Source organism: Vibrio sp. E14, from assembly GCF_020515785.1.
In the GTDB taxonomy this organism is placed as follows: domain Bacteria; phylum Pseudomonadota; class Gammaproteobacteria; order Enterobacterales; family Vibrionaceae; genus Vibrio; species Vibrio diabolicus.
This window is the reverse complement of record NZ_JAHPJI010000001.1, coordinates 216,393-241,002: the sequence shown is the minus strand read 5'-3', so window position 1 is coordinate 241,002 and position 24,610 is coordinate 216,393. Positions and strand designations below refer to the sequence as shown.

Sequence of the window (24,610 nt, the reverse complement as noted above, 5' to 3'; positions counted from 1 at the left end):
TTACTCTCCCACTACTGACACATTCTCTCCAACCCAGGTGAGTAGCTGTTTGGCGGCTTTGGAGAGTACCTGATTTTGGCGCACAATGTAGCCGAAATCGGTGTTTGGAAAACTAAGCAAAGGCGTGATCTCTCGGGAAAGCGTTAACCTCGGATCAAGAGAGAAGTCCGGCACAATGGCGGTCCCAAATCCTGCTTCTGCCCAATCGATTTGTGCTTCCACACTGCCCACTTCCATCACACGATGCTTAGGCAGATTTAACTCAGGTAAAGATGCATCTATCAGCTCACGGGTTCGCGTGTCGTGCCCTAGCAGAATCAGCGTCTGGCTCTCTTTTCGATTGTCCTGCCACTCAAAAATGTTATCGCCAAACGCACACCAGTGAATTTGCGTGAGAGGCGTAAAATGCAACGGTTGACTCTCTTTTTGTGCGATAACAAAGCCAATATCGGCACGCGCACTTTTCACCAAATCCACCGCTTGAGAAGACGTGGTATTGAACAATGCCAAGTCGATACCCGGGTATTCACTTTTGAATTGCTGGAACGGTTTGATAAGCAGTAAACGTGAAACGATATCGCTCGCCGCAATAGAAAGTGTCCCCTGCGTAAGATCATTGATGGCATTGAGATCAGACTGACAAATTTGCAGCTCATTGAGCATTCGCTGAGCCGTATCTAACAAACGCTTTCCCGCTTGCGTCAACTGCACAGGATTTCGCTCAATCAATTTCGTGCGCGTGGCCTGCTCCAACTGCTTGATATGCAAACTTACGTTCGGCTGCGTCATGTGCAGTTCCGTCGCTGTTTTGCCGAAATGTTTTACCTCTGCAAGAGTTACGAAGGTTCGCAGCCAGTTCAAATCTAACATTGCCAATTCCGATATGGGATTCTTATCAAGTTAATGAGTATAATTAATTTCTCTTATTATGGCGAACGCCTTAAGATTTTTGCATCTGTTTTTGGAGATTAAATTATGTCGTCTATCGTTGTTGTGGGTGCAAACTGGGGTGATGAAGGCAAAGGCCGCATCGTTGACTTTTTGGCAGAGCAAGCTTCTGCGAGCATTCGTTTCCAAGGTGGTAACAACGCGGGTCATACCGTGGTTAACGACCTAGGTACGTTCAAGCTGCACCAGCTACCAAGTGGCGTTTTCAACCCAGACTGTTTGGCAGTATTAGGTCCGGGTATGGTTATCAGCCCTGCATTGCTGTCTCAGGAGATTGCGGAAGTTGAAGAAGCGGGCGTAAAAGTGAATATGTGCATCTCTGATCGCGCAACACTGTGTCTACCTATACACGCACTAGAAGATACGCTAGAAGAACAACGTTTAGGCGACAAAGCATACGGTTCAACTCGTCAAGGTATTGCACCTGCGTACGGTGACCGCGTAATGAAGAAAGGCATTCTTGTTGGTTGGTTGAAGCAACCAGAAGTATTGGTTGAACGCCTTCAATTCATGATGGATTGGAAACTGCCGCAACTGCGTGCGCTTTACCCGACGTTCGAGTTCGAGCAAACCGCGGAAGAAATGGCGAACTGGTTGCTAGAAGTGTCTGCACCTTGGCGCGATTCAATTTGCAACGTAACGCTTCCTCTAAAAGAACTACAAGCGAAAGACAAAACACTATTGTTCGAAGCGCAGCTTGGCGCGGGTCGTGACCTTGTTTACGGTGAGTACCCTTGGACAACATCTTCTAACGTTGTATCAATGTATGCGGGTATCGGTAGTGGTCTTCCGGCACTTCGTCCTGAACGCGTGATTGCGGTTGCAAAAGCATTCAGCTCATCAGTAGGTACTGGTACGTTGATCACTGCAATGGAAGAGCAAGATGCTTTCCGAGAACTTGCAGGCGAGTTCGGTGCAACTACAGGTCGTCCGCGCGATATGGGTTACTTCGACGCAGTCGCTACGAAGAATGGCGTTGAACTGCAAGCCGCAACTGAAATTGCACTAACGAAAGTAGACTGTTTGACTGGCCTTAACGATCTGAAAATCTGTGTTGGATACGAAGGCGACCACAGCGAAAACCCAATCTGGCCTCAAACGGCATCTCTTGCGCCAATCTACGAGAAGATGGAAAGCTGGAGCGAGGACATCACAGGTTGTCGTAAGTTTGAAGAGCTTCCAGTAGCAGCACAGAAATACGTTCTACGCATTGAGGAACTGATGGGCGTACCAGTAAAAATGGTGTCTGTGGGTCCAGGCCGTGAACAAATGATTATGCGATAAGATGTGAATTAACACATCATTGGCAAGCGGCTTTTATCTGTTCCGGGGTAAAGCCGCTTTTTTTTACACTGTAAACTTTGAAGAAATTGCACTTCTCAATTCGTGTTTAGTAACCTAATCGCGCCTCCCTTCCCTCTTTATTTATCAATCAATAGATTAGAGCATATAACGCATTGTGCACGTTATTAGTACATCTCACTTGTTAAAGAAGCACGTTATTTAAGTTAATTGTTTGAATTAATGTTCTTTAACTGATTGCTTGATCACGATCTTCATCTGCAATTTGTTGAACTAGTGCTCAAAAAATCTAACCCGCTGTTTTTAGGATAGATGAGTTCCCCAACATCCAACCTAACAGCAGGTGATTCCTATGACGAAAAATCTTTTCCGCCTCAGTACGATAACTCTCGGTTTATGCATCAGTTCGTTCTCTTTTGCGCAATCCGATCTTCCGAACATTAAAATCCTTGCCACTGGCGGCACCATAGCAGGCGCAGGTCAATCTGCGACAGAGTCAAACTACACCGCAGGTAAAGTCGGTGTCGAATCATTGATTTCTGCGGTACCTAGCATGACCAACATTGCCGATATTTCCGGAGAGCAAGTGGTCAGTATTGGTTCACAAGATATGAATGATGAGGTATGGCTTAAATTAGCCAAACGCGTCAACGAACTGCTCGCTCAAGATGATGTTGACGGTATCGTCATTACTCATGGTACCGATACATTAGAAGAAACCGCTTACTTCCTTGATCTGACCGTCAAGAGCAAAAAGCCAGTTGTGATCGTCGGTGCAATGCGTCCTTCCACCGCAATGAGTGCTGATGGCCCAGTTAATTTATACAACGCCGTCGTGACAGCCACCGATGAAGATTCTGAAGGGCGCGGCGTGTTAGTCGCGATGAATGACACTATTTTCGATGCGCGAGACGTAACTAAAACAAACACCACTTCCGTCAGTACTTTCCAGTCACCTAACTTTGGTCCTATCGGTTACATTCATAATAGCGATGCCAAATATCAACGAAGCCCAGAGCGTAAACATACGACAGAAACCCCATTCGATGTATCAAAACTCAACACACTACCTAAAGTAGGCATTGTTTATAACTATGCAAATGCGTCGAGCTTACCAGTCAAAGCCTTTGTGGATGCGAAGTTTGACGGCATCGTAAGTGCTGGTGTCGGTAATGGTAACTTATACCACACGGTCTTTGATGAGTTAGAAAAAGCGAGCAAAGATGGCGTTGTTGTTGTAAGGAGCTCTCGCACACCAACCGGATCAACCACTTTGGATGCTGAAATTGATGACGACAAATATGGCTTTGTTGCCTCAGGCACACTAAACCCACAAAAAGCACGTATCTTACTGATGCTGTCACTGACTCAAACCAAAAACTATCAAGACATCCAAAAGATGTTCCAATACTATTAAATCATTCTGTGTAAGGCATCTTTAGATGCACAAGAGGAGGTGTTACTCGCCTCCTCTTGCACACGACGATGTTGGCGCCCCTGGTTAACCAAACAAACGGCGCTTCATCCCTGCTTTTTCAAGAATACGCGTGGTGATCTCTTCCACAGAGAGAGAGGACGTATTGATGTATGGGATCGCCTCTCTTCTAAACAACGCCTCTACGGTGTCTAGCTCCAACTTACACTGCTCAGTACTGGCGTAATCACTTCCAGACAAACGATTCTCACGGATTTCAGTCAAACGTTCAGGGTCGATAGTAAGCCCGAATAATTTATGACGATGGATCTCAAACTCAGGCAACAAACGCATCATCTTCACGTCTTCCGCAATAAATGGGTAGTTCACGACACGCAAACCAAACTGCATCGCCATATACAAGCTGGTGGGGGTTTTTCCGCTGCGCGATACTCCCAGCAGAATGATATCGGCTTGCTCCAACCCTTTTAGCGTGATGCCATCATCATGCGCCAATGTATATTCAATGGCCGCGATACGGTCGAAATAGGTATCGGAATCTTTCCCCACACTGCGAGAACGCTGCAACTTGGGTTTTGGTGCCATCTGAATGTCGTCTTGCACTTTCTGTACAATGCTTTCCAACACATCGTAGCTGTATGCAGGCGCTTCCAGCAGCATTTCACGTACGTCTGGCACCACGATAGAGAAAAACACCAGAGGTTTGACGCCATTGCGTTGGTAGGAAGTTTCAATTTCTTTTACAACGTCAGCAACTTTGTCCTGGCTTTCTACGAACGGAAAGGTTTTTTCGTTAGGAATGAACGGAAATTGACCGAGAACAACATGCCCTAATGTCTCACATGTTATCGCCGTACCGTCAGAAACATAGAACACATCACGACTTTGGTTATTTATTTGCATTTCTGTTTAATTTTTCAAAATCTTTTGAGTAGGATGGTAAACATAATATTAATAAATCAGTTTGGCTTTCAGTTAGGTTCACCACAGCTTTAAAAATTCTTTTGAATTTTTTTCAGCCAGAACGTAATCGTTTGCCTTTGATATCAATCTAAATGAAGCAATGTATGGTCAAAGTGTAATAACAGCCAACATGCGATTGTTTAGAGCGATTTAAGTCCCCCTACTAAGCTGCAATGTTTCTGGAGAAAGACATGCAAAAGAACACCCTCTGGTTCAATGGCCTATCCATGGATGATGTCGACAAAGTCGGCGGTAAGAATGCTTCACTTGGCGAAATGGTTTCTAACCTAGCGAACGCAGGCGTTTCTGTACCAAATGGTTTTGCGACAACCTCATACGCGTTTAACCAATTCCTTGACCACGAAGGTTTGGATGAGCGTATTCACCAATTACTTGATGAACTAGACGTTGAGGATGTGGAAGCTCTGCGTAAGACAGGTGCAACCATCCGTCAATGGGTATTAGAGGCCCCTTTCCCTGCGGACCTTGAACAAGAAATCCGTGAAAACTACCAAGAACTGATTGAAGGCAACCCTGAGCTTTCAGTCGCAGTTCGTTCATCTGCTACGGCAGAAGACCTGCCTGATGCCTCTTTTGCTGGTCAGCAAGAAACGTTTTTGAACGTGAAAGGCATCGACGCAGTACTAGAAGCAACTAAGCACGTTTACGCTTCTCTATTTAACGACCGTGCGATCTCTTACCGTGTACACCAAGGTTTCGACCACCGTGGTATCTCGCTATCGGCGGGTATCCAACGTATGGTGCGTTCAGACAAAGCTTCTTCGGGTGTAATGTTTACGCTTGATACTGAGTCTGGTTTCGACCAAGTTGTCTTCATCACCTCTTCATGGGGCCTAGGTGAAATGGTCGTTCAAGGCGCAGTAAACCCTGATGAATTCTACGTTCATAAGCCAATGCTTGAAGCAGGTGAGCACCCGATCGTTAAGAAAACATTTGGTTCTAAGTTGATCAAAATGATCTACTCAAACAACCAAGAGATCGGCAAACAAGTTGATATCGTTGATACTTCTGATGAAGAGCGCAACACGTTCTCACTGAACGACGAAGAGATCAAAGAGCTCGCCAAACAAGCGATGATCATCGAGAAGCACTATCAGCGTCCAATGGACATTGAGTGGGCAAAAGATGGCATCGACGGCAAGCTGTACATTGTTCAAGCGCGTCCTGAAACCGTATGTTCACAAACGGAACAAAACGTTATTGAGCGCTACGAACTACAGAACAAAGCAGATGTTTTGATTGAAGGTCGTGCAATCGGTCAACGTATCGGTAAAGGTGCAGTACGTTTGGTTGACTCTCTGGACCAAATGTCACTGGTTCAAGAAGGTGACGTACTGGTTACCGACATGACTGACCCAGACTGGGAACCAGTGATGAAGAAAGCTTCTGCTATTGTTACCAACCGTGGCGGACGTACTTGTCACGCAGCAATCATTGCTCGTGAACTTGGTATTCCTGCAATCGTTGGCTGTGGCGATGCGACAAGCAAACTGACTGATGGCGCAACAGTAACAGTATCTTGTGCAGAAGGCGAAACGGGTTACGTTTACCAAGGTGAACTTGAGTTTGATGTAAAACGCTCTTCTGTTGATGAACTGCCACTACTGCCGACCAAAGTGATGATGAATGTGGGCAACCCAGATCGCGCATTCGACTTTGCTCAGATTCCAAACGAAGGTGTTGGTCTTGCTCGTCTAGAGTTCATCATCAACAAGATGATCGGTATTCACCCGAAAGCATTACTTAACTTTGATGCGCAAAGCGATGAGCTAAAAGCAGAAATTAAACAGCGCATTCGTGGTTACAAAGATCCTATCGATTTCTACGTGAGCAAGCTGACTGAAGGCATCGCGACTATCGCTTCTGCTTTCTGGCCAAAACGCGTCATCGTTCGTATGTCTGACTTTAAGTCGAACGAATACAGCAACTTGGTTGGTGGTAAAGCCTACGAACCGCATGAAGAAAACCCAATGCTCGGCTTCCGTGGTGCGTCTCGTTACATTTCTCCAGTGTTTGAAGATTGCTTCGAGTTAGAAACTCAAGCTATCAAGCGCGTTCGTAACGAAATGGGTCTGAAAAACGTTGAAATCATGATCCCATTCGTGCGTACACCAAGCGAAGCAGCATCAGTGATTGATTTACTAGCGAAGTTTGATCTGCGCCGTGGCGACCAAGGTCTGAAAGTCATCATGATGTGTGAACTGCCATCCAACGCCGTGCTTGCTGACGAGTTCTTGAAGTACTTCGATGGTTTCTCTATCGGTTCAAACGACATGACTCAGCTAACGCTTGGTCTGGACCGTGATTCTGGCGACGTGGCACATCTGTTTGATGAGCGTAACGCAGCAGTGAAAATCATGCTGAAAATGGCAATAGACGCAGCAACCAAAGCTGGCAAGTACGTGGGTATTTGTGGTCAGGGCCCATCAGATCATGAAGATTTGGCGGAATGGTTGATGGAGCAAGGCATCAGCTCTGTTTCACTAAACCCAGACACCGTTATCGATACTTGGTTACAGCTCGGTAAAGTTAGCAGCAAGTAACGCGCTAAAAACTCAAGCCCTCACACTCCCCTTGTGAGGGCTTTGTTATTCATACGTCATTTCGCAATCAGTTCGTGATTCCTCTCTCAAGATCGCCATTTAGTCAATTTCATTATCAAAGTCTGATGACCTAGAATGAATGATGTATCGACAACTCCAGAGAGAATTTGATGAAAAAGTCTATCGCACTCATTACCACATTGATGCTCCTAGCATCTCCCGCTTACGCAGATTGGGATGATATTTCCAACAAAATGTCTGAGCTAGGCGAAGCGGTTTCTGATACTGCGCAAGATGCTTGGGACGATACCAAAGCCTTTTCAAAACAAGCGTGGCAAGATTTCACGAACTGGTCCGAGGAAGCAATCAATACCGCGGGCGAGTGGACAGAAGCCAGTATTGAGAAAAGCAAAGAATGGATAGATGCAGCCGACAAGAAAATTGATGAACTGATGGAAGGCGACACGCCAGAAGAAGCTCGCCAAGCCGTAGACTTAATGGCGGATAGTGCTTTACTCAAGTTGTTTAATGAAAAGCCGGAGGCCAAAGCCATTTACGACAACGCTTACGGCTACGCGGTCTTTGATTCTCGTAAATTGTCTTTGTTGTTTCACACCAACTCAGGGTCAGGTGTCGCAGTCAATAAGGAAACAGAAAAACGCACTTATATGAATATGTTTGGTTTGGGCGTCGCACTTGGGGCTGGCGGCAAGTTTTACCAACAAGTGATTCTGTTTGAGAGCAAAGAAGACTTTGATACGTTCGTCAACGAAGGATGGGAAGCGACCAGTGAAGCCTCTGCTGTAGCTGGCGAAGACTCAGAGCAACTTTCAAAACAATTTAACAGTGGCGTCGCCGTTTATCAGTTGAATGCAAAAGGCTTGCTCATCGATGCCAACGTGTCTGGTTCTAAATATTGGGTTAACGAAGAGCTCACCAACTCGCAGTAACGCATAGCAACTAATCGCTTAAACAGAACGGTTGTTATGCACCCTTATCAATAAGTTAACGCAGCTATGACTCCTCAAAACTGAGTACTTGTGCAACTTTCTCATGGGAAGTCACCAGAAGATGGTGACTTCCCTTTCTCGTTGGATGGCTTTTCGTTATGCTTGCCCAAAACCATCTGCGATTCGGTATCCCATGCCTGACAATAACTTTAATAATCTGCTGGCAGAAGCAATTTCTGCTCTTAATACGCCTAACTTTACTCCTAAGCTTATGCGTGTCATTCGCACTCTTTTTCATTTTGATTGCGCGGTTATTTTAGGTTATCGAGAAGGTAAACATCCTATTTATCTCTACGACTCGATTGAGAACGAGCGAGAATTACTTTTTCAACGCTACCTTACGGACTCATTTCAAAATGACCCTTTTTTTCTCAAACTAAACGAGACAAAGCAACAAGGCGTATTTACACTCAAAGACGTAGCACGCAAAGGCGTTGATTTTACTTCCTACTGCGAACAGTTCTACCATCAGACCGGGTGGAAAGACGAACTGAGCATGCTAGTCGAAGTCGAACCTGGCCGTTGGGTCATGCTGTACTTCGGGTATATGAATGGTGGAAAATACTTTTCTCAACAGCAAATCAATAAATTAAAGCCCTACTTCCCGATAATCCAATCGCTTTGTCAGCAGCACTGGAAACAAACGGAGTTTACCTTTTCTGAGCCTGTTTTTGCCCAAAGTGCTTATTCTGGCAGTATGCGATTGGCCATTGAGCAAGCTTTAGCAACATTTGGCGTAGAATCACTCACTCGTCGCGAGCAAGAGGTGGCTTCACTTCTCGCTCAAGGGTTTGACACCAAAGAAATTGCCGCGCGGTTACACTTAGTGCAAGGCACGGTCAAAAATCATCGAAAACGCATTTACTCGCAGTTAAATGTGTCTTCATTGAGTGAGTTATTCCAGCTTTTCCTCAATCACCTTATTCTCCATTCAAGATAAAAAACTGTCCCTTAAGGGATATATCGACAAAAGGTGTCGCGTTTTAGTCTGAATACAACAACCACTAAGACAGACAAAAAGAATGACGACACCATTACTGCAAGATTTACAAGATCGTGGCTTGATTGCACAGGCCAGCGATTTGGAAGAAATTCAGACACTTCTCTCACAGCCACAAACCGTTTACTGCGGCTTCGATCCTACAGCAGGCAGCTTGCACATCGGCCACCTTGTGCCTTTGATCATGCTTAAGCGCTTTCAAGATGCCGGACACCAAGCTGTTGCCTTGATTGGCGGTGCAACGGGCATGATTGGCGACCCGAGCTTTAAAGCGACCGAGCGCAGCCTGAATTCTTCAGAAATCGTCTCAGGTTGGGTTAACGATCTTTCTAATCAAATTCAGCAGTTGATGAATCACCAACTGACTAAGCCAATGATCATGGTGAACAATGCTGACTGGATGAAAGCGATCAATGTGATCGACTTCTTCCGCGATGTGGGTAAGCACTTCTCGATCAATACTATGATCAACCGAGAATCGGTAAAACAACGCCTGCAACGACCTGACCAAGGTATCTCCTTCACCGAATTTAGCTACGCTCTGCTGCAATCGTACGATTTTGCCGAGCTAAACCGTCAATACGGTTGCCGTCTGCAAATCGGTGGCAATGACCAATGGGGAAACATCGTCAGCGGGATCGATTTAACTCGTCGCCAAAATGGTGAGCAAGTATTTGGCTTAACTCTGCCGCTGATCACCAAATCCGATGGCACCAAATTTGGCAAAACCGAAGGCGGCGCAGTGTGGCTAGATCCTAGCAAAACCTCGCCTTACGCCTTCTACCAGTTCTGGCTTGGCGCAGAAGACGCCGACGTTTACCACTTCTTGCGTTACTACACGTTCTTGAGCTGCGAAGAAATTGCCAGCATTGAAGCGCAAGACCAAGTAAGCCAAGGCAAGCCACAAGCACAACGTATTCTCGCTGAAGAAATGACGCGATTTGTGCATGGCGAAGACGGCCTATCTAGTGCCGAGCGCATCACTCAAGCACTGTTCAGCGGTAATGTGCAACAACTGAGTTTGGGTGAATTAAAACAGTTGGAATTAGATGGTTTACCAAGCATTGAGAGCACACAACAAGATTTGGTTGAGCTATTGATTGAGTCGGGCTTAGCAAGCTCGAAACGTGTTGCGCGCGAACACATCAGCAACAACGCCATCAGTGTAAACGGTGAAAAAGTGTCGGCTGATAACCCGAGTTTAAGCTTCCCACTGTTTGACCAATACTGGTTACTGCAACGCGGTAAAAAGCACTTCTGCCTCGTAAAGCGTGCCGCTTAACAAAGCATCGGAGTGACACCTCACAAGGCAAAGTGATATAGCGAGTTAACTGACAAGACTTTATAAGGTTAGCTCGCTCTAGTATCGGCTGTGCATACCAAAATGATGAGACATTCCATCTTCCATTCGGCCGCCTTTCCAGCCACCAGCACCGAATAAATTAAGCACATCTTGAGCGGTATAATCGGCACCAGCAAAGAAGTCATTCGCCACATCAGAGCGGATGGCTTGCAACTCTGGTTGATTTTCCAAATCAAGATCTTGCGGATTCGCGAACAGCGCCAACGCAATTTTTTGTTGGCACGAGCTTAACTCGCTGGTGCTCGTCTTTACCTGACCGACGGAAAAGTACTCACGACTGCCGTATCCCACCACCAATCTGGTACTCATTAGCTTAATCACTTTCTTAATACGGCGACGTTGTATAAATCTCAACATGTTGAAGCCCTTATTTATATTTCGATAATTAATAATAAGTTTTGTATACCACACATCAATACTCTAGAGTGTCAGGGTTTAGCACGGCGCTCAAAGAGTATGGAGTTCAAGAGTGAAAATTGACGATCTAAAACTGTTCACCAAAGTCGTCCAACTTGGTAGCTTTACAGCGGCAGCCAATGCTTTGGACCTGCCACGAGCAAATGTTAGCCGACGCATTGGAGAACTGGAACGTTACCTCGGAACGCAACTTTTTCACCGCACCACTCGCAGCCTTTCGCTGACAAACAAAGGCGATGCCTACTACCAAGACCTAAAAAAAGTACTCACCTTGCTTGATTCGGCAAACCAGCAAGCCAGTAACGAAAGCATCGAGGTCAGAGGAAAAATCAAACTTGGCCTTCTGCCAGAAACCTATGAACCTCTTCAACCCATTTTGTTTGAATTTCAGGATCAATATCCGCAGGTTGAGCTCGACATTCGCAATATCAACAATGGTTTTATTGATATGTTTCAGCAGGGGTTGGACATCGCGCTGCACGGCGGCATGCTGTTTGATTCGACATTGTCGCGAGAAAGATCTTAACGCTAGACCGATGTGTCGTTGCCTCACCGAACTATCTTCAAACTCACGGCACGCCCGCTACATTAGAAGAGTTGAGCGATCATCAGTGCATTTGTTTTCGTTGGCCAAATGGCAATGTCGACAACCTTTGGCATTTTCAGGAACAAAACGTAGCGCTCAAACCGAAACTCATTTCCAACAACATCGGCTTTATCAAAAGCTCCACAGTGCTTGACCGCGGCATTAGTTATATCCCAAAACTGTTGGTAAAAAATGAGCTCGAATCCGGTGCATTGGTGCAAGTATTGTCTCAATATGCCGTCACAGAAGAAACGGGGTGGTTGCTCTACCCTAAGCCGAAAACGCTGAACCAAGCTAGCCGGTTACTTATTGAACACTTGTGCAATAAAATACCAAAACTTTTGTAGTTTACATTTATTGTCATAAATTTTGTGACATTGAATCATGCGTACGCATGATTATCTGAACATCTGTGAATTATAAGATGGCGCCGAAATTATGGAGCCATCTTATGAATCATCAAATCAAAACCGCTGCGCTGAGCACTATCGCGCTCTCTCTACTCGGCTGTAATCAAGCTCAACCTCAGGTTGAGGAGCCAAGCGCATCCAGACCCATTCAAGTGATTGAAGTCAATGAAAGGAATGAAGAACTCAACAAATCATTCAGCGGGATCGTAAAAGCAAAAGAAACCGCCTCACTCTCTTTTCGTGTACCTGGCACCGTGGAAAGCGTGTTCGTAAATAAAGGCAGCGTGGTAGAAAAAGGCCAAGTCATTGCCACGCTGGACAAGCACGATTACCAAGTCTCACTAGAAGAATTACAAGCGCGCATGTTAGAAGCGCAATCAGCACACAAACTCGCGAAAGCCGAGTTAAAGCGCGTAAAACAAGCAACTTCTGATGATGCCATTGCCAGCGTAAACTTAGATCGAGCCATCAGCAGCTACGAACGTAGCGTCTCTGCCGTCAAAGTGGTTGAGAAAAACATCCAACGTGCAAAAGATGCCCTACGTTACACCACTCTACGTGCGCCATTCCCTGGCATTGTTGCCGACGTTTCTATTGATCCACATGAGCAAACCTTGCCGGGCGGCAGTGTTGTGTCAATTCAGCAAGAAGGCAGCTGGGAAGTCGACATCGACGTGCCGGAAAATATGATTGCGCAATTCGCACTAGGTCAGCCAGCATCGTTGACTTGGTATGATTCGGAGCAATCTTACCGAGCAACAGTGGCAGAAATAGCGCCGAAAAAGCACCTGCTCAAACAAACCTATACCGTCACGCTAGACATCGATTCGATTTCCAGCGCGCTATTCAACGGTAAAGCAGTCACGGTAAATACCGCGCTCAACACCAGCAACTCAAGCCATTGCTTCCCTTATTCTGCAATTTTGGGGGAGAAACAAACTCTGCACGTGAATGTGGTTCGTGATGCGGTTATTCATTCAGAGCCGGTCAATCTTGACTCTATCGACGCATACCAAGCGTGTGTGACCGGAAGTTTTGAGCAAGGCGATTATGTGGTGATCAGCGGTAGCCATTATCTGAGCGAGGGCGATGCCGCCCCAAACCTGACCATCAAGACGTTGTAGGTGCGAATCCATGATCAATTTAGCTGAATTCGCGATTCGCCAACGTAAGTTCGTTCTGTTCTTTATCGTATTGAGCGTGATCGCTGGCATCTATTCTTACTTCGACTTAGGCAAGTTGGAAGACCCGAGCTTTACGGTAAAAACTGCGGTAGTCGTGACCCTTTACCCGGGTGCATCTGCCGAAGAAGTCGAGCACCAAGTCACAGATACCGTGGAAACCAAATTGCAGGAAATGGCAGAGTTGGATCGCTTGCGCTCATTGTCTCGCCCCGGTTTATCTATGGTCTTTGTTGACCTCAAAGAGAGCCTTAACTCCAAAGCACTTCCGCAGGAATGGGACTTATTGAGACGCAAAGTGGACGATGTAAAACTGCAGCTGCCTTCCAGCGCGCAGATCAGCGTAGTACAAGACGAGTTCTCTGAAGTCTACGGTATGCTTTTCTCTATCCACAGCACAGATGCTGCGCCAGAAGAGTTGCGTCGCTACGCCGAAGAGCTGCAACGCCAAATCAAAGCCGTCGACGGCATCAAAAAGATCGAGCTACACGGCATTCAACCTCGCGTTGTACATATCGATATGCCAGACGAGCGCTTGGCTCAATATGGTTTGTCGATCGCACAAGTTTGGAACCAACTGAGCACACAAAACAGCACGTTCGAAGCGGGAAAATTCGATGTGGGTACAGAGCGTATTCGTATTGCGCAAACCAGTGAGTTTCAGTCTCTAGAAGACATTCGCAATTTAATCATCAATGGTGGCACCGGCGAGTTTGGCTCGGGGTTGATTCGTCTTGGTGACATCGCCGACATCACCATGGGTTATCAAACACCAGCATTGGCAGAAAACCGCTACAACGGAGAGCCCGCTGTCACCTTGGCGGTGAGCCCAGTTCAAGGCATTAACGTGGTGTCACTTGGCGATACGATTCAAGACATCATCGCTAACTACCAGGCAACGCTGCCGCTGGGTGTCGACATCTCGACCGTTGCTTATCAACCTGAAGAAGTACAAAAGTCTATCGACGACTTTGTTGGCAACCTGCTTGAAAGTGTCGCGATTGTTTTTGTGGTGTTGTTGGTTTTCATGGGCTTTAAGAGTGCGACCATCGTTGGCGCAAGCTTGCTCCTGACGATTTTGCTCACGCTTGTATACATGAACATCGCCAGCATCGATTTGCACCGTGTCTCGCTAGGTACGTTTATTCTCGCACTGGGCATGTTGGTGGATAACGCCATTGTGATCACCGATATGATGATCGCAAAGCTCAACAAAGGTATCGAGCGAACTCGCGCCGCGATTGATTCCGTCAAAGAAACCGCTGTGCCACTTTTAGGCGCAACAATCATCGCGATTATGGGCGCAAGCCCAGTGTTGTTCTCCAAAACCGACTCTGCCGAGTTTGCGAGCTCTGTGTTCTACATTGTGGCATCGTCACTGTTGCTTTCATGGATCGTCGCGATGACGTTTACGGTATTAATGGCGTGGATGTTCATCAAGCCAAAAGCTAACAGCGAAGAGACCAAACCGAGCCGTTATAAACAGTTGGTATTCTGGACGGTGGACAACCCGCGTAAAGCATTAGCCGCTTTGGTTCCGCTGATTTTAATCACCGCCGTGGCAATCCCGTATGTGGCCGTGAACTTTATTCCTCAGTCGGATCGCTCAATTGTGTTTCTCGATTACTGGCTACCCAATGGTGCCAAGATTGAACAAACCTCGGCAGACATGCGCAAAGTTGAAGAATGGTTGGTCGCACAACCAGAAGTGGAAAGCATCTCTAGCTATGTCGGCACCAGTGCACCTCGCTTCTCGGTAACGGTAGAGCCTGAGCCGCTCGACCCTGCCTACGGGCAGATTCTGATCAACACCAAAGACTACGAGAGCATCAGTCACTTGGTAACGCGTGGTGATGATTGGCTGAAAGAGGCGTTTCCGGATGCCGAACCTCGCTTCCGAGCGCTGAAGCTGGCAACCAAAGATAAGTTCGCGGTTGAGGTGCGTTTTTCTGGTCCGGATGAAACCGTATTACATCAACTAGCGGCAGAAGCGAAAACGATTTTTGCTTCAAACCCAGATGCAAAATACATTCGCGATGATTGGCGCCAAGAAAGCAAAGTGCTCAAGCCGATTCTAAACCAAGACAAAATGCGTCAAGCAGGCATTAACCGCGCCGATGTCGCTTTCGCGCTAAAACGTGCATCAGACGGCATGCCGCTCGGACAAATGAACCTGAATGATGAGCTGATTCCAATTCAGTTACGTGGCACATCGCAAAACATGGCGTCACTAGAAACGCTACCTGTGCGCTCTCTACTTGGCTTTAACAGCGTTCCGCTTGGTCAAGTGGTGGATGGATTCGAGCTGGTCACCGAAGAGAGCATGATTTGGCGACGCGACCGCGTGAAAACCATTACAGTTCAAGCGGGTGTGAGCCGAGACTCCACACCAGCGAACGTAAGAAATGCCATTAAAGATCAGGTTGAAGCTATCCAACTTCCGGCGGGTTACAGCATGGAATGGGGCGGCGAATATTACGATGAAGACAAAGCGGTCACCGACATCATGAAGCAGCAACCAAAAGCAATGCTGATCATGGTGATCATCCTAGTCGCGATGTTCAACGGCTTTAAGCAGCCAATCATCATCCTCGCAACGCTACCACTGGCAGCATCAGGTGCTGTGTTTGCTCTGCTTGGATTCGATAAACCATTTGGCTTTATGGCGCTGATCGGAGCCATCACGCTGACCGGGATGATCATCAAAAATGGCATCGTACTAATGGATCAAATTGAGCTCGAACGCGCAAATGGCATGAGCTTGTCTGACGCCATCAAAGAAGCCACGGTCAACCGTACTATGGCCATTTCTATGGGTGCGTTAACGACCGCGCTCGGCATGATCCCGCTGCTGTCAGATCTGCTGTTTGACCAAATGGCGGCAACCATCATCGGAGGCTTGGCAGCCGCAACCATATTGTCACTGTTTGTCATGCCTGCGCTGTATCGCCTTGCTTACAAAGAAAAAGCACCATCCACACAAACCAACGCTGAGCTAGAGGAGGCGTCATCGTGAAAAAATTCATTCTAACGCCTGTCGTTCTAGCCCTAAGTTTAGCGGGTTGTGCAGTGGGGCCAGACTACCAAGCACCGACCACCAGCATGGCAGAAACCTACTTGAACGCCGAAAATGCAGGGTTGAGTACCGATTCACAACACGTTGAGTTTTGGTGGACTAAGTTTCACGATCCGGTGTTGAATCAAATGGTTCAAGACATGCAGAGCCAAAACATTCCGCTGAAAGTGGCGGCCGAGCGGGTGAAAATGGCCAACAACTATAAAACCATGGTGGAGTCATTCAAGGTTCCGACAATTAATCTTGGTGCGGGTTACATGAACTATCAGTTCAGTAAAAATGACTCTTCACTCGGTCCGATATTGAATCCGCTCAGTGATTCCGTGTCGGGTCTGCCACCTCAAATTGGTAACGTCACCCTAATGGATAATCAGCACGATGGCGTATTTGCAGGCGCGAGTATCGCTTGGGAGGCTGATCTGTTTGGGCGCATTGACCGCCAAGCGAACGCGGCACAAATTCGTCTCGAACAAGCTCAGATTTATCAAAGCGGCTTGAACACGGTGATCACGGCGGATTTGATTCACAACTACTTGCAATACCAAGGTGCAAGCGAGCGCCTTGAGTTGGCAAAGTCGAACTTAGAAGATCAACGACGTACACTCGACCTCGTCGAGAAAGTCGTGCGCAGCGGCTACGGCTCTGATCTCGATTTAGCCCAAGCAAAGGCCACGCTTGCGGCGATGGAATCGCTCGTTCCGCAGTTAGAGATTGCACAACAAGCGCACAAACATCGTTTAGCAGTATTGCTTGGTGAGCCGCTAACGCAAGTCGAAATCCGTCTGTCTAAGCAACATAGTGTACCTGTCATGCAAGACATGGTGCCGGTCGGTTTACCTTCCGATCTGTTGAAACGTCGTACCGATATTCGCTTAGCCGAGCGCGAAATGGCCGCGCTCAATGAAGAGTTAGCAGCAAGCGTTGCTGAACAATATCCGAAGTTCTTTTTGACGGGCGCTCCGGGGTTGTCGGCGTCAAGCTTTGACGATCTTTTCAGTAGCGATTCTTTCGGTTGGATGGGCGCGGCAGGCGTAAGCTGGAACTTGTTCGATGGGGGTCGTGGCGAGGCAATTGAAGCCATCAACCAAGCGCGTTTTGATTCGGCGACATTGTCTTATCAACATACGGTAGAGGCGGCTTTGGCAGAAACCGAATCCACGCTGTTTACTTATGGTCGCAGCCAAGAAAATCAGCGTCGAATCGATGAGGCATTGAAAGCCACCAATAACGCCGTCAACAAAGCCAAGTCACTGTACCGAGCTGGCTTGATTGATCACTTATCGGTTTTAGATGCGCAACGTCAGCAACGCATGATGCAAGATCAGCGAGTCGCAGCAAAGTTACAAACCGCACAAGCTACGATTGCGCTCTACAAATCACTTGGTGGTGATTGGACGCTATAACCAGAAGCACAACCCGAAACGAATGCCAAAGGTTAGGTTTCTTACAAGCCTCACACCTTTGCGTCATAACGGATGCCGTAAAATCGGTTAAAAAGAGGCCACTTAGATGGCCTCTTAGTTTGTAAGGCAAATATTTCTACCACCTATACCCTCTCTCGGTTGTATAATGCCGGCTCTGAAATATTTTGTTACGTTACTTCGGTAACCCCTGGATTACAACATGAACAACAGCAGATGGGTCGGCTTTATAGGCGGCACGATTGTCTTACTTAGTACCTTTATCCTCTTCGGATCTTCCGTCCACGCTGCTTGGTACCGAATCCCTGCGGAAGCCATTCATGGTATCGCCTTCACTCTGGCTTTTGGTTTAGGGTTAAACAGCCTACTGGCGTACGCGACGGCAATGCTTACTCTCGCAGCGCTATTCTACATAGGTTTTGTTGTTGGCTACCGTATTCATCAGAAACTTAAATAAACTTCTGTCTCAACCTGAGCTTAATAACGGATACTTAATAGCTGAAAAGGGAGCAAAGGCCCCCTTCCCAGATATCAGCATATAGATGTTCTATGCCCGTTTTAATCATTAAGGTGGTATACCCTCAACGATTGTTGCATGCCTAAAACATCATCACCTAAATACTCAACCGTCATTGGAACGTTGGTCAGCAGAGTAAAACTGGAATTACTGAACCTTCCATCAACATCACTTTCCAAATGAACAAAAAACGCAGGCTTGTCAGCAATCAATGTAATTTGGCTTCCTTCAATAGAGACATCAAGATTGGCTTTTGCCATAGGCAAAGTTTTTAGCTCGTGAGTACTAAACCATGTGTTGCTTATTCTGTCTTCACCGATTTGCGCTTCAACATAGAGGAAGCCTGACGTAAGTTCATCCTTCTCAATCGATTCATCCAATTGCCACAAAATCGTATTGCTGTCTGCTATGGCTGTTTGTTCTAAGCTCCAACATTGCGTTTCTTCCCCTTGCCAATCTACCCACTTGAGCAGTGCGTTGACGCTTGCGGGCTCTTTGGCATCATTGAGCAAATGCAGGCTCAACTTGCCTGTATGCTCGGAAAATACCAAATACTGCGGCGCAAAAAAGCGTTTTGCATGGTAGTGCAACTGCTTCCAACGACCACTGTATTCCAAGCTAGACCAAGAACTGACAGGCCAGTTGTCGTTGAGTTGCCAATACAGCATACCGCGACAAACTGGAGAAATGGCGCGCCAATGATCGCACGCAGTTTTGATCGCGATTGCCTGCTGAACTTGGCTTAAATACAGCATGCTCTCGAATCCAGAAGGAAAACGAAAATAACGCGTGAACATCTCTGTGATGATACTGTTACCACGAGGATTCTTCTGATGTTGTTCAAAGGTTAGGGACGTGATATTCCAATCTTGCTCCGGGACAAACTGCTTAACTTCTGCAAAAGACGGCCAAGATTGAAAACCAAACTCAGAGCAAAAACGAGGATTCACGTCAAGGTAGGCATTGAATGATTTTCCTGAATGCCAAACGTCCCAAAAGTGCATATCACCTTTACTATCATCATGCCACGCGTCACCGAAATCCAGTTCACCATTACACGGGGAACTTGGCCAGAAACGACGAGCGCTATCTTGTTCGGTAATCACCTGCTCAATCATGCGGTTGAGGCGATCGTAGTTAACCGTGTATTTGACTTTGTTGTGCTTAGATTCTTCGTACCAACCAATAGCTCCAATCACTTCATTATCACCACACCAAAGTGCTATTGATGGGTACTCCTTAAGCCTCGATATTTGGTATCGAAGCTCACCTTCGACCTCTTTTAAGAAGACATTATCAGATGGGTACAGTGAACATGCGAACATCATGTCTTGCCATACTAACAAGCCGAGCTCATCACACAGATTGTAAAAGATCTCACTCTCGTACTGACCTCCCCCCCACACACGTATCATATTCATGTTGGCGTCAACCGCACTTTGCAAAAGGTTGCGATAACGTGTTTCGCACTCTCGCCCCGGCATTGCGTCAATAGGGATCCAGTTGGCACCTTTGGCATTAATTGGTACACCATTAACGATAAATTCCATCGCAGAGCCGTGTTCGTCAGCTTGATTATTTAGGGTTAACTGACGCAAACCAACGTTGCGCGTTAACTTTTGCTCTCTGCAAGAAATGGTAATTGGGTAAAGATAAGCTTCGCCATAACCCGATGGCCACCAGCGTTGAGGCTCCGAAATGTGGAACTGGCAATGATAGTGACCACTTCCGTTTGTTTGAATGCATTGACGCTCGCCATTAAATTCAACCATCATTTCATGGCGTTGACTGTCCGTTTCAACTTCAACTACTACATCAAGAAACACACTCTCATCGGCTTGCCATTGCTGCTCTGTCGAGAAGCCTTTGAGCCAAAGCTCATTCACAATGTCGATTTGAATGGGGTCGTAAATACCCGATACCATCAAGCAAATACCCCAGTCCCATCCGGAATGACATTGCGTTTTTCGGATCAAATTCATATGCGGAATTTGATTATTTCCCATTGCGGAAGGGATTGGGAAAGGCAATTTTTTGGCACGTTCCACACCTTCTATATCGACTCTGGCGAATTGAACAAGAACAGTGTTTATGCCTTGCTTTAAATAAGGCTTGATATCAACTCGTTGTTGAGTAAACATGTTGCTGCAAGTTAGTGCTAACTCACCATTAATATAGAAAGTTGCCAAGGTATCGACACGAGTTAGCGTCATCCAAACTTGCTTGGCAGACAACGTAAACGCGTCGACTTCAAACTCACGCGAGATATGCCACTCACACTCTTCAATCCAACGAACTTTGTTTTCATTATCGGCAAAATAAGGATCCGGAATGCGCTCTGCTTGCAAAAGCGCCGAAATATTATCGCCCGGAATAGACATTGGAATTTCAATATCGGGACGCTGTGGCGAGGTAAGTAACCACTGTCCATTAAGTTCGAAGTGAGCCATTGAGTAAACCTCAGTTTGGAGAAGAAACATGTTTGCTCAATGTAATCCTGAGTAATCCATGCAAAAACAAGGGAAATGTTATTTACATACGAAATGCGGTGCACTTCACGTAAAAACACTTTCCTTTGATCTCTACCCAAAAATCAGCAACTTGGCTAACCTGTTAAAAATTAATCGAAATCTAAGGTTATATTTGCAACTTCGACATGTTAACATCATCGGCTTTTTGAACATCCTCACACTTTTCGTCGAAACGATGTGAGGGGAAATGCACGGCTTCATAGCCCTAAAAAGCGAAGTAATTATGTCAAATATGACGAATGCCGCCTCCCACACAGCGCCTATTCAGGATGCTGACTATTCTGCTATTCATCCCCCATCTCTGCTCAAGCGCCTCGAACTCACCAATCCTGTCTTTTGGTTAAGTGGTAGCTTCCTCACTCTATTCGTTTTACTTGCCCTAACGAATACCGACTCTCTAACCGCAATGGTTAACACCGGCTTCGGCTTTGCTACTAAATATTTCGGAGCTTACTGGCAAGTACTGCTTCTTCTGAATTTCCTTATTGGTTTGGCTCTTGCGTTTGGTCGCACTGGTTATGTGCGTCTAGGTGGTCTAGCGAAACCTGATATTGATAACTTTAAGTGGTTGTCAATTGTACTCTGTACCCTACTTGCAGGTGGTGGTGTGTTCTGGGCCGCTGCTGAGCCTATCGCGCACTTTGTGACTGCCCCACCTCTATACGGTGAAGCTTCACCGAAAACTGCCGCAATCAATGCTCTATCTCAGTCTTTTATGCACTGGGGCTTCTTAGCTTGGGCGATCCTTGGTGGCCTATCTTCCATTGTCTTAATGCACTTGCATTACGATAAAGGCCTGCCTCTTAAGCCGCGTACTCTGCTTTACCCTGTGTTTGGCGATAAAGCCATTAAAGGCTGGATTGGTGATGTTGCTGACGCATGTAGCATTATTGCCGTAGCAGCAGGAACAATCGGCCCTATAGGCTTCTTAGGTTTACAAATTAGCTACGCGCTAAACTCATTGTTTGGCCTGCCAGATACGTTCGTAACGCAAAGCATGGTTATCATGGCAGCGATCCTGATGTATACCCTTTCCGCACTAAGCGGTTTAAGCAAAGGTATTCAAATCGTCAGTCGTTACAACATTATTTTGTCTGTGCTGTTAATTGGTTACATCCTGTTCTTTGGACCGACAAGCTTTATTGTTGATGGCTATGTACAAGGCGTTGGTCGCATGGTAGATAACTTCTTCCCAATGGCGCTTTACCGTGGTGATACGGGCTGGCTAAGCTGGTGGACAGTATTCTTCTGGGGTTGGTTTATCGGTTATGGCCCAATGATGGCGATCTTTATTGCTCGTATCTCTCGTGGTCGTACAATTCGCCAGCTGATCATGTCTATTAGCATCGCAGCACCGCTGATTACTTGCTTCTGGTTTAGTATTGTTGGCGGCAGTGGCCTTGCGTTTGAGCTTGATAACCCTGGCTTGATTTCATCTGCGTTTGAAGGCTTTAACTTGCCTGCAGCACTGCTAGCGATTACCGGTGAATTACCTTACCCAATGATCATTTCGGTTCTGTTCCTGATCTTAACGACAACATTTATCGTGACGACAGGTGACTCGATGACTTACACAATCAGTGTGGTAATGACGGGCTCTACGGAACCAAACGCAGTGATTCGCTCATTCTGGGGCTTGATGATGGGTATTGTCGCTATTGCGCTTATCTCAATGGGCTCTGGTGGTATTTCTGCATTGCAGTCTTTCATTGTGATTACCGCCGTGCCTGTGTCTTTCATTTTGCTGCCAAGCATTTGGAAAGCACCTGGCATCGCAAGTAAAATGGCGAAAGAGCAAGGCCTCGTTTAAACCGCCTCTCTAACCAATATACGAAAAAGAGCCCTTCATTGGGCTCTTTTTAATTCTGCGCTTTATCCTACGCTATCAATGCGAATCATCACTGCATCTGGACGCCAATACTCGAATTCGCAGTCCATTAAATGCCCATCTTGTTTGTAGTTTACTCGACGAATTTTCAGAACGGGTTGTCCTTCAGCCAAGTTCAACGCTTTAGCGACATGAGCAGGTGCTGACGTAGGAATCACATCAAAACGAGAGCGCTTTGTCTCGTAACCATACTTCTCACGATAAATGCCCGTCAGGGACATGGTGAGGTTCTCAGACAATATACCTTCAAATAGTGCCGCTTTGAGTACATTTTCAACAAACAATACCGCTCGCCCATCAATAAAACGCAACCGTTCAATCACATAAATTGGGGTAATTCGCTCAACCTCTAACGATTTTGCATACTCACCTGCGGCCATTTCACTTCGTACGTTGAGTAATTTGGTTTCCGCAATACGATGCTGCTCTCGAATCATTTGATGGAAGTGAGAACGAGACAACGGGTTGTAACAGATACGCTCAGGAGATACATACCAACCCCGGCGCTCTTCTCGATAAATAAGACCTTCAGTTTCCAAAGACACCAACGCATCTTTGATAGTGATTCGAGTCGTAGAAAACAGCTCACTGAGCTCTCTCTCTGACGGCAGTTTTTGTCCTTCCGACATGATGCCGGAAAGAATCTGCTGTTTTAAGCTGCTTCTAATTTTTCCTAATTGGGTACCAAATTGTCCGGTGCCTGTCGCTCTCATTCTGATCTAGTCCAACGATAATTTGACGAATAACATAAGGCGTTTACGTAACAAAAATATGACATTAATCAACAGAACACATATTGAGCGTATGAAATATAAGTGCCATAGAAATTCATAAAAACTGTCAAATTACTTGCGCTAAATCGTCACATTCCATCCATAGCATACAAAGCGAACTTACTGACCTAGTCCAGAAGGATGGAGACAATGAAAACTTTGCTAAGTCGTTCAATTACCGCACCAGCGGCAATCATTGCGGTAACGCTCGCTGCGCCAACAGTAGCGAAAGAAGCCGATATTGAGTCATTGGTTACCGCAGCACAAAAAGAAGGGGCGGTTTACAGTGTAGGTATGCCCGACAGTTGGGCGAACTGGAAAGACACTTGGGCTGATTTAAAGTCAAATTACAACCTTAAGCACCAAGACACGGATATGAGCTCGGCTCAAGAAATCGCAAAATTCGCAGCTGAGAAAAAAAACGCGACCGCAGACATTGGTGACGTAGGCTTTGCCTTCGCACGTGTAGCGGTTAAAAAAGGCGTCACTCAGCCATACAAACCAACAACTTGGAATGACATTCCAGATTGGGCAAAAGACGAAGATGGTCATTGGGCACTTGCTTACACTGGCACTATTTCTTTTATCTCCAACAATAACCTCGTAAAAGACGCGCCAAAAACGTGGGATGACCTATTAAAAGGCGACTACAAAGTGACCGTAGGTGACGTCGGCGTAGCAGCACAGGCAAACAACGCAGTTCTCGCCGCAGCGTTCGCCAACGGTGGGGACGAATCCAACCTCAAGCCTGCGCTCAAGTTCTTTTCTGAACTCGCGAAGCAAGGTCGTCTTTCATTTACCGATCCGAACATCGCCAACCTAGAAAAAGGCGAAGTGGAAGTGGCGATCATGTGGGACTTCAATGCGTTGAACTACCGCGACAAAATTGACCGCGACCGCTTTACAGTGAGCATTCCTCAAGATGGCTCTGTGATTTCTGGTTATACAACCATAATCAATAAATACGCGAAGAACCCTAATGCAGCAAAGCTTGCTCGTGAGTACATCTTCAGCGATCAAGGGCAAATCAACTTAGCAGAAGGTTATGCGCGTCCAATCCGCACCAACATCACACTGCCTCAAGCAGTGCAAGACAAGCTAATTGCTAACGACCAATACAGCAATGTTCACCCAGTGACTGACTTCTCAGCTTGGGAAAAGTCCGCGCGTAAGCTGCCACGTCAATGGCAAGAAAGTGTCTTAATCCACCAGCAATAAGAGTAAG

General features: G+C 46.5%; 17 protein-coding genes and 1 pseudogene. 13 read left to right on the top strand and 5 right to left on the bottom strand.

The window, feature by feature from the left end; translation table 11 throughout:
- Positions 1-870: a LysR family transcriptional regulator gene (locus LIX84_RS01090; protein ID WP_226420390.1), complete on the bottom strand. Its 870-nt coding sequence runs from the start codon at positions 868-870 to the stop codon at positions 1-3.
- 105 nt (positions 871-975) lie between these two features.
- Here LIX84_RS01090 and LIX84_RS01085 point away from each other — a divergent pair, with 105 nt between their 5' ends.
- A complete protein-coding gene (locus LIX84_RS01085; protein WP_226420389.1) occupies positions 976-2,232 on the top strand; it encodes an adenylosuccinate synthase in 1,257 nt (418 codons plus the stop codon).
- A gap of 370 nt (positions 2,233-2,602) precedes the next feature.
- Positions 2,603-3,667 (top strand): L-asparaginase 2, encoded by a 1,065-nt coding sequence (gene ansB, locus LIX84_RS01080; RefSeq protein WP_006741383.1) that lies wholly within the window; start codon positions 2,603-2,605, stop codon positions 3,665-3,667.
- A gap of 84 nt (positions 3,668-3,751) precedes the next feature.
- Here the strand turns inward: ansB and ppsR are convergent, their stop codons facing one another.
- Entirely contained in the window at positions 3,752-4,588 is an 837-nt protein-coding gene (gene ppsR / locus LIX84_RS01075; RefSeq protein ID WP_005392709.1) for a posphoenolpyruvate synthetase regulatory kinase/phosphorylase PpsR, read from the bottom strand.
- Positions 4,589-4,839: 251 nt separating this feature from the next.
- On the opposite strand from ppsR, the gene ppsA reads away from it, so the two are divergent.
- From ppsA to tyrS, 4 genes are all read left to right on the top strand, one after another.
- Positions 4,840-7,212, top strand: coding sequence for a phosphoenolpyruvate synthase (gene ppsA / locus LIX84_RS01070; protein ID WP_226420388.1), 2,373 nt, complete (start codon positions 4,840-4,842; stop codon positions 7,210-7,212).
- Between the two features lie 170 nt (positions 7,213-7,382).
- Complete coding sequence (locus LIX84_RS01065; protein ID WP_006741381.1) at positions 7,383-8,162, top strand: hypothetical protein; 780 nt, start codon at positions 7,383-7,385, stop codon at positions 8,160-8,162.
- Positions 8,163-8,355: 193 nt separating this feature from the next.
- Positions 8,356-9,162 (top strand): response regulator transcription factor, encoded by an 807-nt coding sequence (locus tag LIX84_RS01060; protein WP_054866994.1) that lies wholly within the window; start codon positions 8,356-8,358, stop codon positions 9,160-9,162.
- An 82-nt stretch (positions 9,163-9,244) separates the two neighbouring features.
- Complete coding sequence (gene tyrS, locus LIX84_RS01055; protein ID WP_226420387.1) at positions 9,245-10,504, top strand: tyrosine--tRNA ligase; 1,260 nt, start codon at positions 9,245-9,247, stop codon at positions 10,502-10,504.
- 78 nt (positions 10,505-10,582) lie between these two features.
- On the opposite strand, the gene LIX84_RS01050 is transcribed toward tyrS, so the two are convergent.
- A complete protein-coding gene (locus LIX84_RS01050) occupies positions 10,583-10,942 on the bottom strand; it encodes a DUF6559 family protein (protein ID WP_181869521.1) in 360 nt (119 codons plus the stop codon).
- A gap of 112 nt (positions 10,943-11,054) precedes the next feature.
- On the opposite strand from LIX84_RS01050, the pseudogene LIX84_RS01045 reads away from it, so the two are divergent.
- The 5 genes and pseudogenes from LIX84_RS01045 to LIX84_RS01025 all read left to right on the top strand — a co-directional run bounded on the left by LIX84_RS01045 (position 11,055) and on the right by LIX84_RS01025 (position 18,133).
- A pseudogene (locus LIX84_RS01045) lies at positions 11,055-11,935 on the top strand (LysR family transcriptional regulator).
- 104 nt (positions 11,936-12,039) lie between these two features.
- Positions 12,040-13,122: an efflux RND transporter periplasmic adaptor subunit gene (locus LIX84_RS01040; RefSeq protein WP_226420386.1), complete on the top strand. Its 1,083-nt coding sequence runs from the start codon at positions 12,040-12,042 to the stop codon at positions 13,120-13,122.
- Positions 13,123-13,132: 10 nt separating this feature from the next.
- On the top strand, positions 13,133-16,195 hold the full coding sequence (locus tag LIX84_RS01035) for an efflux RND transporter permease subunit (protein ID WP_226420385.1): 3,063 nt from the start codon (positions 13,133-13,135) through the stop codon (positions 16,193-16,195).
- Positions 16,192-17,658, top strand: a complete 1,467-nt coding sequence (locus LIX84_RS01030) for an efflux transporter outer membrane subunit (protein WP_226420384.1) — start codon at positions 16,192-16,194, stop codon at positions 17,656-17,658. The genes LIX84_RS01035 and LIX84_RS01030 overlap by 4 nt, the downstream gene beginning before the upstream one ends.
- 220 nt (positions 17,659-17,878) lie before the next feature.
- Positions 17,879-18,133 (top strand): hypothetical protein, encoded by a 255-nt coding sequence (locus tag LIX84_RS01025; protein ID WP_046875806.1) that lies wholly within the window; start codon positions 17,879-17,881, stop codon positions 18,131-18,133.
- Between the two features lie 101 nt (positions 18,134-18,234).
- Here the strand turns inward: LIX84_RS01025 and LIX84_RS01020 are convergent, their stop codons facing one another.
- Positions 18,235-20,643 (bottom strand): beta-mannosidase, encoded by a 2,409-nt coding sequence (locus tag LIX84_RS01020; RefSeq protein WP_226420383.1) that lies wholly within the window; start codon positions 20,641-20,643, stop codon positions 18,235-18,237.
- Positions 20,644-20,947: 304 nt separating this feature from the next.
- On the opposite strand from LIX84_RS01020, the gene LIX84_RS01015 reads away from it, so the two are divergent.
- Positions 20,948-22,534: a BCCT family transporter gene (locus LIX84_RS01015; protein ID WP_005392697.1), complete on the top strand. Its 1,587-nt coding sequence runs from the start codon at positions 20,948-20,950 to the stop codon at positions 22,532-22,534.
- A 62-nt stretch (positions 22,535-22,596) separates the two neighbouring features.
- Here LIX84_RS01015 and LIX84_RS01010 read toward each other — a convergent pair whose 3' ends face one another.
- Positions 22,597-23,325: a UTRA domain-containing protein gene (locus LIX84_RS01010; RefSeq protein WP_005387087.1), complete on the bottom strand. Its 729-nt coding sequence runs from the start codon at positions 23,323-23,325 to the stop codon at positions 22,597-22,599.
- A gap of 210 nt (positions 23,326-23,535) precedes the next feature.
- Between LIX84_RS01010 and LIX84_RS01005 the strand changes: the two genes are divergently transcribed.
- Positions 23,536-24,603: an ABC transporter substrate-binding protein gene (locus LIX84_RS01005; RefSeq protein ID WP_226420382.1), complete on the top strand. Its 1,068-nt coding sequence runs from the start codon at positions 23,536-23,538 to the stop codon at positions 24,601-24,603.
- Positions 24,604-24,610 lie beyond the last annotated feature (7 nt).

Excerpts from the sequence above, each read along its gene's own strand:
- LIX84_RS01090 (WP_226420390.1), bottom strand. The coding sequence starts at position 870 with ATGTTAGATTTGAACTGGCTGCGAACCTTCGTAACTCTTGCAGAGGTA.
- LIX84_RS01085 (WP_226420389.1), top strand. The coding sequence starts at position 976 with ATGTCGTCTATCGTTGTTGTGGGTGCAAACTGGGGTGATGAAGGCAAA.
- ansB (WP_006741383.1), top strand. The coding sequence starts at position 2,603 with ATGACGAAAAATCTTTTCCGCCTCAGTACGATAACTCTCGGTTTATGC.
- ppsR (WP_005392709.1), bottom strand. The coding sequence starts at position 4,588 with ATGCAAATAAATAACCAAAGTCGTGATGTGTTCTATGTTTCTGACGGT.
- ppsA (WP_226420388.1), top strand. The coding sequence starts at position 4,840 with ATGCAAAAGAACACCCTCTGGTTCAATGGCCTATCCATGGATGATGTC.
- LIX84_RS01065 (WP_006741381.1), top strand. The coding sequence starts at position 7,383 with ATGAAAAAGTCTATCGCACTCATTACCACATTGATGCTCCTAGCATCT.
- LIX84_RS01060 (WP_054866994.1), top strand. The coding sequence starts at position 8,356 with ATGCCTGACAATAACTTTAATAATCTGCTGGCAGAAGCAATTTCTGCT.
- tyrS (WP_226420387.1), top strand. The coding sequence starts at position 9,245 with ATGACGACACCATTACTGCAAGATTTACAAGATCGTGGCTTGATTGCA.
- LIX84_RS01050 (WP_181869521.1), bottom strand. The coding sequence starts at position 10,942 with ATGTTGAGATTTATACAACGTCGCCGTATTAAGAAAGTGATTAAGCTA.
- LIX84_RS01040 (WP_226420386.1), top strand. The coding sequence starts at position 12,040 with ATGAATCATCAAATCAAAACCGCTGCGCTGAGCACTATCGCGCTCTCT.
- LIX84_RS01035 (WP_226420385.1), top strand. The coding sequence starts at position 13,133 with ATGATCAATTTAGCTGAATTCGCGATTCGCCAACGTAAGTTCGTTCTG.
- LIX84_RS01025 (WP_046875806.1), top strand. The coding sequence starts at position 17,879 with ATGAACAACAGCAGATGGGTCGGCTTTATAGGCGGCACGATTGTCTTA.
- LIX84_RS01020 (WP_226420383.1), bottom strand. The coding sequence starts at position 20,643 with ATGGCTCACTTCGAACTTAATGGACAGTGGTTACTTACCTCGCCACAG.
- LIX84_RS01015 (WP_005392697.1), top strand. The coding sequence starts at position 20,948 with ATGTCAAATATGACGAATGCCGCCTCCCACACAGCGCCTATTCAGGAT.
- LIX84_RS01010 (WP_005387087.1), bottom strand. The coding sequence starts at position 23,325 with ATGAGAGCGACAGGCACCGGACAATTTGGTACCCAATTAGGAAAAATT.
- LIX84_RS01005 (WP_226420382.1), top strand. The coding sequence starts at position 23,536 with ATGAAAACTTTGCTAAGTCGTTCAATTACCGCACCAGCGGCAATCATT.